We start from the raw sequence: 6,321 nt of genomic DNA, 5'->3' as shown, positions 1-6,321 counted from the left end.
CCTCTTCGAGGACAAGTTCGTCCCCGGCGAACGGGACTTCCAGGACTACGTCGGCATCCTCGTCGACGTGTTCCGGGAGACGGCCGCCAACACCATCCACACCGCTGAGCAGTATCGCAGGGCCGAGCTGGGCAACGAGGACATCTCCAGCAACCTCTTCCAGGACCTGCCCGACTCTCCCGACGGTCTCGGCGGTCCCGGAGGTATGCCCGGCGGCGGGCACGGTCGGCGATAAGGAACAACGGGGGGTACCGGTATGGGAATGCAGTTGCCGTCGGGTCTGCGAAACCTTTTCTACGGGCTGACGGGCTCGAAGTGGTTCACCGCGGACGAAACGACGCTGCGTGCACTCGCCGATCTCCTCGACCAGACGGGCGGCCGGATCGAAACCGAGATCCCGCCGCTCGTCACCTCTGTCAAGCGCCGGGTACGCACCACCTTCGACAGTCGTGCCGCCGACTACTTCGAAGAATCGATCGACAAGTTCACGGCGGGGAACACCAACTACGTCAAGGCCGCCGCAGACGCGGCCCACCAGCTCGCCGACTTCGTTCGTGAGGCGGCCAACCAGGTCGAGTACGTGAAGTGGATGATCATCGGGCAGCTGATCCAGCTCGCCCTGGAGATCGCCTGGGCCATCGCCATGGCCAAGTGGACCTTCGGGGCGAGCCTGACGATGATCCCCGTCTTCGAGCGGATCGCCAGCCTGGCCATCCAGCAGCTGCTGAGATTCCTGTTCAACACGTTGTTAGTGCACCTGGTGGTCAGCGTCACCTTCGCGATGACCATGGACCAGCTCATTCAGCGGGCCCAGATAGCCAAGGGCAACAGGAAGGGCAACGACGACGAGCTCAGCACGGCGGCGGGTGTCGGCGGCGTCTTCGATGGTCTCTTCTCGGCCGGGTTCAGCTGGCTCGGTGGGAGGTTCGCCGATTGGATCACCGACAACTTCGGCGGCATCCTCAAGAACTACTTCAAAATCGAGCCGGACACCGCGCCGTCGCACGTTGGAGGCAGGGGGCCGGGTCCCGAAGACCTCCCTGGGAACGGGGCGCCGTCGCCGAAGATCGGTGGGGACGACCAGCTCGGAGGCACACCGACGCCCAAGGGAGGCCGCGACGAACCGACCCCGCAACCGACCTCCGGTGGAGGCGATGGCGCGCCGGTACCGCCGTCCCGCACCGACGCCGCAGACGTCAACGGTCCGCCGCCCCCCGTGAGAACACCCGAAACGGTGCCGCCGCGCCTCGCCGACGACATGGCCGACGCGCTCGCCCGCAACGCCTCCGACCTGGCACGGCCCTTCGGGCGCAACCCCAGACCCTGGGACAACGTCGCCACCACGGCGCGATTTCGCGACGACGTCGGGAAGGTGTTCGAGAGCAACCTCGGTGACCGGCTCGGCCGCGACGCCGCGCGCGACCTCGGCCGGAACTACGCCGACACCTTCATCGCCAACTGGGGTACACGCGACATCGGTGGCTCCCTCGCGCGGGTGCTGGACGACGCGCCCACGGGCCTGGGAGGTCGACAACTGTCGCCGGAGACCCGTGCCTTCCTGTCCCAGACCCTGCCCGAGGGGACCGCCAAAGGCTTGACGGAATTCGCCGACAACTGGCGGCGCACCGCCGCGCACTTCGGCACCAACGTCGCCGAAGCGGCCGGGTCGAACTACCTGGGCGAGGGGTTCAGCAACATGGTCCTCTCAGAGGACCACAAGTTCGACGCGAACGGAATGTCGGCCGTAGCCGGGGCTGCGAACGTGGCCCTGACCACGGGCGGCGTCCTGGGCGGCATCAAGGGCCTGGACGCCCTGGAGAACCTGTTCGGGTCCAACACGACGGTGGACGCCCCGCCCCCGCCGGTCATGGAATCGGATTCCGTGGGCGCCGCCAACGACTCCGAGGCGTCGACCGGTGGTGGGAGCACGGGCGGCTCCGGAGGAACCGGTGGCTCCGGAAGTGGGGGAGGCTCGGGTGCCCCTGGGCGCGGCAATGGGCCCGAGGGCGGCGAGGCGCAGTCGGACGCCGACGCGGGCCCTGGAACCCCCGAGGCCGAAAACGCCGATCTCCGGAACCCCGCCGACTCGCCCGGGAGCGGAGACGTACCCGACACCGACGAGCGCGTGCGCCCGGTGCCACCGCCGGACGTGCCGTCGCGTCCCGAGGTTCCGGTCACGGCTCGGGACGGTGGCGACCCGACGGTGGAGCCACCGTCCGGGGCGTCCCAGGGCCAGGACACCGGCGGTACGGACGCCCCCGCCGCTCCGCCCCCGCGCATGGAGGATCCGTCCATGTCCCGGTTCGAGGACGACGGCGGGGACACGCCGCTCGTCGACGGGCCCTCGGGCGTCGTCGCCCCTCCCGACACCGGGACGCCGCAGGACGTAACCGACACGGACGAGGTACGCGACCACCCGTTCGACGTCCCGGTCGCCGGGGACGGGTTCACGGGCGCTCCGTCCGCGATGACGGGGACGCCCCCGCCCGCGCAGGGTGGTGACGGTGCGGGAGCCTCCCGGCCCGGCTCGACCCCACGCGGCGAGGGCACCGCCTCCCAGGCAGCGCGGACACAGGCCCCGTCCTCCGAAGCGGACGCACCGTCCCACTCCCCGGACGCCGGTCCGGTCCGCACCACCGGCGATACCGATTCGTCCGCGGACTCGAACAGGATCGACACCCAGAGCGACCCGGATCGTCCCATGACGGATCGGGTACCCGAGTCCGACCCCGAGCGGGTCGGGTCCGAGGTCGCCGACGGTCCGCACGAGGACACGACCGAGGCCCCTCGGACACCGTCCCCACTCACCGACCTCGACGAGCTCGGAGGCCTGTACGACGACCCGCCCGCACCTTCGCGGACCGAGTCCGAACCCGTCGACCTCGATGATCCGTGGCGGGGGAACCCTCCCAGGGGATTGGACCTGGGAGCCTTGCAGGACCCCAAGGGGGGCAAGGATCAACCTCCCACGATCGGTGAGGTCATCGCCGACCTCACCGAGTACCGGTACGCGCTCGACGACGTTCTTCCCTCCCCTGGCGACACCCCCGCCCTCTCGGTGAACCTCGCCGATCGGTTCCACTACCGTCGCTCCTACGACGACGGCTTCGCGGACTATGACGACGGCTCCAATGGTCAGTACCCGACCCCGGCCGACGACGGTGAGATCTTCGATTTCTCCCCGTCCACGTCCCCGACCCCTCAAGGGGGCGGCGGCTACGGCGGGTACCCTTCGCGGCCGACCTCCGGCCACCCGTCAACCCACCAAGGACCGGGCGACCGCGCGCCCATCGATGGCGACTGGACCCTGGACGACCTCGACGACCAGAGCTCCGAAGACGCCTTTTACCACTCCGACGAATCAGACGCCGCTCCCGCCCAGCCGGTCCAGAGGAACCCGCACCCCCATGTTCCGGGAATCCCCACGCATAACCCCTTCTTGTCCGGACCGGCGGGCACGGGGCTGCCGCCCGTCGTCGGTGGACTGCTGGAATTCGACGGTCTCTGGGGGGTCGGCACCACTGCGCCGCGCGTTCGCACGTTCGCCGACAACGCGGAGGCGATCGGGTTCGGCCGTGACCACTGGGACGGATACGTACAAGACCTACCCGAACGCGAGGCGGACGCGGTTCGCGCCTATACGGCTGCGGGCACCTACCGCCAGATGAACACCGCGCTTCGCTCCGGCGGTCGCCTCGACTCCGAGACCCGGCAGTACATCCGGAGGATGGACCGGGCGCTGGCCGGAAGGCCGGTGCCCGAGGACGTCATGGTGACCCGCGGCATGGGAATCAGTCACCTGCCCATGTCTCCCCAGGACATGGTGGACCAAGGAACCCGCTTCCACGAAAGGGGCTACCTCTCCACCGCCCTGGGACGCGCCGCCCCGTCCTTCGACAACAACGAGGCGGTGCTCTACATGCGGATTCCCGCGGGCACACCCGCCATCTGGATGGAACGGCTGTCCACCTACGGTGTTCAGGAGCGGGAGCTCGTGCTCGGCCGTGATCTGGAGTGGTCGATCGTCGACGCCGTTCATCGCGACGGGCAATGGCACATGATGGTCGAGGTCGCCCCCGACTCCCTGCCCGCCGCTCGCGAGGGCGCCACGACATCCAGCCGCTTCGACGGCAACGGCGGCCACCACGATTCCAGGCATGACCGCACGGGCGGCGACCAGCATGGCGGGTTCACCGATTCGGGCGGACGGATCGGGCAGCGGACGGCTCCCCTGGAGACGGGACGAACGGTGCGGTTCGATCCACCGGAGGTCGCCTCCGCGCACCCGCCCGCCACGCGGTCCGCGGATCCAGTCGCGGACCGGACGGTGACCGCCGTCACGCGGACTCCGGTCCCGGAGACCGCCGGCGCTCCGATGTTCGGGCCGCCCGTCAACCACCGACCCGGTGACCCCGCGCCGCGTGTGGCGAACCTGCCCGGCTCCGACCAGTGGGGCCAGGAGTCGAAGCCACAGGTGCGAAGGTTCTCGGGACCTTTCGCGGACACCCTGAAGCCACCTGCGGACGCGCCGCCGTTGACGGTCGATGTGAACACCGAGAAGGGTCCGATGCGTGCCCGGGTGCGGATCCAAAACCTCTTCTTCGAGTCCACCACGAGGGAGATCCACCGTGAGGGTGACGATGACGGAGGGCCGTCCTCGGTTCTTGACGTGAAGCTGCGGGTCCTGAGCCTTCCCGCTCAATCCGGTATGGACAAGCAGGCCCAGGCCGCCGCGTCGCGGGCCCTGAACCAGCACGTCGAGGCGATGTTCAACGACAAGTTCGTGTTGCCGCGTGGTGGGCGGCAACTGAACGTGACCGTCGTTCCGGTGACGTCGGGCACGCTTGATGGTGTGCACGCCTGGGTGTCCTGGTCCCCGGCGCCGTCCGCGGCCGATGGTTCACCGCCACCGGCTCTGGGGCCGGACACCGACGGCCGGGGGATCGGCGAGGTGCTGCGTCGGCTGGGGATGCTGGACGGGGACCCGGTACGCGGTGAGGACCGCCCGTACGTGGCGCGGCGGACACTGGACCGGATCGAGACGATGGTGGAACCGCGTCCGGCGCGCCGGTGGGTCGACCCCCAGAGCGTCGCGCCCGCTCAGGTGCATACCGGCCTGGTGGATCCGTCCGTGTGGGAGGGTACACGGGCCGGTGTGCCCGTCCACCAGGTGGGCGGGCCGAACGTGAGCGCCGCATTGGCCGATCCCGGGATCGACTCCCGCGCGGCCCGACCACTGGACATCGGCCCCGGTGGTGACCCGGTCGACCCGGCGACGGTGGTGGACAACCCCGACGCCCGGTCCGGTGATCCGGAACGGTTCGTCAAGGCCGAAATGAACCCCCGGTGGGCCGCCCGTAGGTTCGAATGGGCACGGATCCCCATCCCTGAGGAGAAACGAACGCAGGGAGGCCCGACCCATGCCCTGGAGCTCACCTTCCGCCCGCGGATCCACCGCGACGAAGGCACCACGACGCCAGAGCAGTACGAGACCTACCTACGGGAGTACACGGCCACGCTGGACGCCATGTGGAACCGGCGCTTCCGAATCCGCGGGGACGGAACCGTCGTGGGTGCGAACGGCACTCGGGTGCACAAACTCGGTGACGACCTGTTCAACACCCTCTTCGGAGAGGGGAGCAGACCGGACCTGGACGACATGGAGGTGGCCGGTTCGGTCTCGGGCACCGAGTCGCCCCCACCCGGGAGCGGGGACCAGTTGCACATCCGCATCCTCCTGGCCGACGATTCCACCCCCGATGACCAGGTCCACCATGAGATCTACCTGGCTTCCCGGCCGGGGGAGAGCAGCATGGACACCGATACCTGGAACGCGTTGTTCCCGGTGGAAGCGGGCGTCCATGAGACCGCGCACTTGCTGGGGCTACTCGATGAGTACTTCGATTCGAGCACGGTCTTCCGAGGGAGCCGGGACGCCAATGCGGTGCGTTCCGGCGACGATGACCATGGTTACGGCCTCATGGGCAACGGATGGCTGAGGCGCGGAGCCGACGGAAGGCATTACAAACACCGCGACCCCGTCGTGCTGAACGGGTACCTCGACACGATCACCTCGATGGTGGAGCACGGCACATCGGATCACACGCGGCCACCACGGGTCGCCGAGCTCTCCGCCGAAGTGAAGTCGGACATCCTCCGGATCCTCGACCCCGGTCTGACCGAGAACGATCCGCGGCGATTCGAGGTGTTCGAGCGGTTTTCTCTGGCCGTCGACGTGTTCGCTCGCGGTACGGGCAACGAACAGTTGGTGGCTCCCGGGGACGCCGCGGCGCTTGGTGCCGTTCGGGAGCAGCTCGGTGT

The 6,321-nt window shown here is 69.1% G+C and carries 2 protein-coding genes; both read left to right on the top strand.

Annotated features, from left to right (window positions below):
- A partial coding sequence (locus tag K8V84_RS02805; protein WP_304069940.1) for a hypothetical protein occupies window positions 1-235 on the top strand: 235 nt, incomplete at its 5' end.
- 21 nt (window positions 236-256) lie between these two features.
- On the top strand, window positions 257-6,321 hold a 6,065-nt coding region (locus tag K8V84_RS02800), incomplete at its 3' end, for an ADP-ribosyltransferase (RefSeq protein WP_304069937.1).

This window comes from Nocardiopsis listeri (genome assembly GCF_020741345.1).
Classification (GTDB): domain Bacteria; phylum Actinomycetota; class Actinomycetes; order Streptosporangiales; family Streptosporangiaceae; genus Nocardiopsis; species Nocardiopsis listeri_A.
The sequence above is the reverse complement of the archived record's forward strand: the minus strand, read 5'-3'. Positions and strand labels throughout refer to the sequence as shown.